The following is a 2,945-nucleotide window of genomic DNA, read 5'->3' on the forward strand; positions in this document are numbered from 1 at the left end:
GTTACCGTACCTCAAGACGGTTACCCCAAAGCTTGCGCCATACAATTTGGATAATTGGCGAGACACCAATAATTCGCTGTCATACTGTGCCGAACAATTTTCCAATAGTTCCGCCAATAAGGCCAGCTTGGCATAATTTTCATGATGAGCGGGAAATGTAAAATTCATCACGATTTTGCTATTTTTAAATTTTGTTGTTGGGATCGTCGTTAAATGGACGTCCTTTGCAATTTCGAATTCCACTGAGTATCCTCCTCAATTAGTCACAAATTTCATATTAAGATAAATTTATTAAAATCTCAATATAAATCGGCAAACGTTACCAAAAATAGATAATTATTGCAAAATTGAGCGGCGATAAAAACGGATTGATCGCAAAATTTAAGCCCAGTAGTCGATTATTCCAAGTTGTGGAATGATTGATCACTGGACTTAAATGGCTGGAATCAGCCAACTGCTTTACATTTTAGCTGGATAATATGGACCTCTCATGAAGCAGTCGAGTTGAAAGCTAACCGTTAGCGGTCCACACTCACATAGCTTGATTATTTCTGAACGTTCTTCATCAGTGGACTATCACGATCGGTTCCAAACCACTTCATGTTAATCTTGTGCAATTCCCCATTTTTAGCTAAACGGTTCAAACCGGCATCAATTTTTTGTTTCAAAACCGTATCGCCCTTTCTCATCCCAACGCCGTACTGTTCCTTTGGAAATTCACTTGGGATAGACGTAAAGCTGGATTCGTTTTTCTGATGTTCCAGATAATAGCCTGCATAAATGCTATCGATCAGCAATCCCTGAATCCGGTTGGCATTCAAGTCGATAAACGCGTCCGTAAACGTGTCATATAAAATTGGCTCATGGCCCTTAATCCGATCCTTCAACAATTTAGGTTGATTATCAATGTCCATCGCCCCGGCCGATCCGCTTTGAACTCCGGCCACTTTGCCTTTCATGTCGGCAAAATTCTTAATGTGTTGATTTTTCTTGGTAACTAAGACCTGATCATTAATCAAGTAAGGCTCACTGAAGGTAATCTTCTTTGCCCGTTGCGGATTAATCGAAAATCCGTTCCAGATAAGATCAATGGTCCCGTTACGTAATTCAGTCACGTTCATTGACCAATCAATTGGCTGAAAATCGACCTTGATCCCATACTGTTTGAACACGGCCTTGGCAAGATCAACGTCATAGCCGACAATTTTGCCACTCTTGGTTTGGAATCCCATGGGAACAAAACTATCATCCAAGCCGACAACAATTTTCTTTTGCTTGGAAACTGTTGCCCAAGTGTCGGGATCTTCTTGGGATCCCTGCCGGTTAACGTACCGAACACCGCAGCCTGACAGGCCAATTGCAATCAGCAGTAAGCTGGTAAGTAATAAAAGTCGTTTAATTGATTTTAACATCCTACCCCTCCTACTGAATTTGTTTAACCTGTTGAATCTCGTCGGCAACGTTCTTGGCAAAATCCATATCATGAGTAACGACGATTTGTGTCATTTCTTGTTTTTTGAGGTCCAAAATAATTTGGGCAACTTCGTCTCTTAACGCAGGATCCAAAGCTGAAGTCGGTTCATCATAGCAGAGAATCTTGGGCCGCATGGCTAACGCACGAACAATGGCTACCCGTTGCTTTTGCCCTCCTGACAGCTGATAGGGATAAAGACTTTCTTTTCCTTCAAGTCCCAACCGGCTTAACAGCTCACGGGCATACTTTTTAACGTCATCCATCGGTTCTTTTTTAACCATCGTCGGCGCCAATGTAATATTGCCAAGGACCGTTAAGTTAGGAAATAATTGGTAATCCTGAAAGACAACGCCGATGATTGTATCCTTTTGAGTGGTATTGGTCGGATCAAATTGACTCCCATTCCAATAAAATTCTCCGGAGTCGACGGACTCTAATCCCGTAATACAGCGCAATAAGGTTGTTTTACCGGCACCGGACGGACCGACAATCGCCATGATTTCGTTATCTTTGACGGTCATCGAAAGGTCATCAATAATTGTTCGACTGCCAAAGCGTTTTGTTAAATCTTTAATCTCTAACATATGAATTCCCTCCTATCGCCAAACATTTTCACGTTTTTCAATGAGTTTCAAGACAATCGTGCAAACCGCAGTCAAGGCGAGGTAAATAATCCCGACTAAGATGAGCGGCAGCAAAGTGACATCCCGGGCAGTCGCAACGTTTCCGGCTCGCAGTAAGTCGCCCAAGCCAATGACATAGACCAATGAAGAGTCCTTGACCAAGTTGATGACTTCGTTTCCAATTGAAGGCAACACAATTTTGAAAACCTGTGGAATGACAATCTTTCGAATAGTTTGGCCATAACTTAAACGCAACACCTTGGCGCTTTCAAACTGACCCTTTGGAACTGACTGGAAACCACCACGGAAAATTTCACCAAAGTAGGCGGTATAGTTCAAAATAAAGGCAAACATCGCAGCGTCATATCGTTGAAAGACAATGTGAATAATTGGTAATCCGTAAAACACAAAAATTAATTGCAGTAACAGTGGCGTTCCCCGCATGATCCAGACGTAAAAGTTCAAAAGCCAGGTTAATGGTTTGAAGCGCTGAATCAGTCCCAAACCAACCAAGGCGCCCAACGGAATTGAGCAAATTAACGTCCAAAAGAAAATTGATAACGTCATTTTGGTTCCAGATAATAAAGCTGGTAAAATTTCTTGAATATATTGAATCATTTGACATCCCTCCATAAAAAAATCCCCCTGAGTATCAAGACTCAAGAGGACGATGGCTTTCGCGGTTCCACCTCAATTTGCAACAAGTTCACACCTGCTGCCTCATGAAGTTTAGTCAATCCGGTAAACAAAAAAATCCTCTTAAGCCATCAATGACTTAAGAGGACGATTTTATCGCGGTTCCACCTCAGATTTGCCCTTCACTCATGTGAAAGGCCTCTACGAGTTTA

The 2,945-nt window shown here is 42.0% G+C and carries 3 protein-coding genes and 1 pseudogene; all 4 read right to left on the reverse strand.

The genetic code is table 11. From position 1 onward, the window contains the following. Window positions 1-243, reverse strand: a pseudogene (locus tag AB3112_RS10300) (insulinase family protein); the annotation flags it as partial. A gap of 302 nt (window positions 244-545) precedes the next feature. After that, complete coding sequence (locus tag AB3112_RS10305) at window positions 546-1,412, reverse strand: amino acid ABC transporter substrate-binding protein (protein ID WP_084972662.1); 867 nt, start codon at window positions 1,410-1,412, stop codon at window positions 546-548. 10 nt (window positions 1,413-1,422) lie between these two features. After that, window positions 1,423-2,058 carry an amino acid ABC transporter ATP-binding protein gene (locus AB3112_RS10310; RefSeq protein ID WP_084998700.1) on the reverse strand — a complete coding sequence of 212 codons (636 nt, stop codon included), beginning with the start codon at window positions 2,056-2,058 and terminating at the stop codon, window positions 1,423-1,425. 12 nt (window positions 2,059-2,070) lie between these two features. After that, window positions 2,071-2,715: an amino acid ABC transporter permease gene (locus AB3112_RS10315; RefSeq protein WP_057909297.1), complete on the reverse strand. Its 645-nt coding sequence runs from the start codon at window positions 2,713-2,715 to the stop codon at window positions 2,071-2,073. Between the last annotated feature and the right edge of the window lie 230 nt (window positions 2,716-2,945).

Source organism: Lentilactobacillus sp. (assembly GCF_040773105.1).
Taxonomy (GTDB): domain Bacteria; phylum Bacillota; class Bacilli; order Lactobacillales; family Lactobacillaceae; genus Lentilactobacillus; species Lentilactobacillus parabuchneri.

What these genes read in the sequence shown, in the direction of transcription:
- AB3112_RS10305 (WP_084972662.1), bottom strand. Translation starts at nt 1,412, where the DNA reads ATGTTAAAATCAATTAAACGACTTTTATTACTTACCAGCTTACTGCTG.
- AB3112_RS10315 (WP_057909297.1), bottom strand. Translation starts at nt 2,715, where the DNA reads ATGATTCAATATATTCAAGAAATTTTACCAGCTTTATTATCTGGAACC.
- AB3112_RS10310 (WP_084998700.1), bottom strand. Translation starts at nt 2,058, where the DNA reads ATGTTAGAGATTAAAGATTTAACAAAACGCTTTGGCAGTCGAACAATT.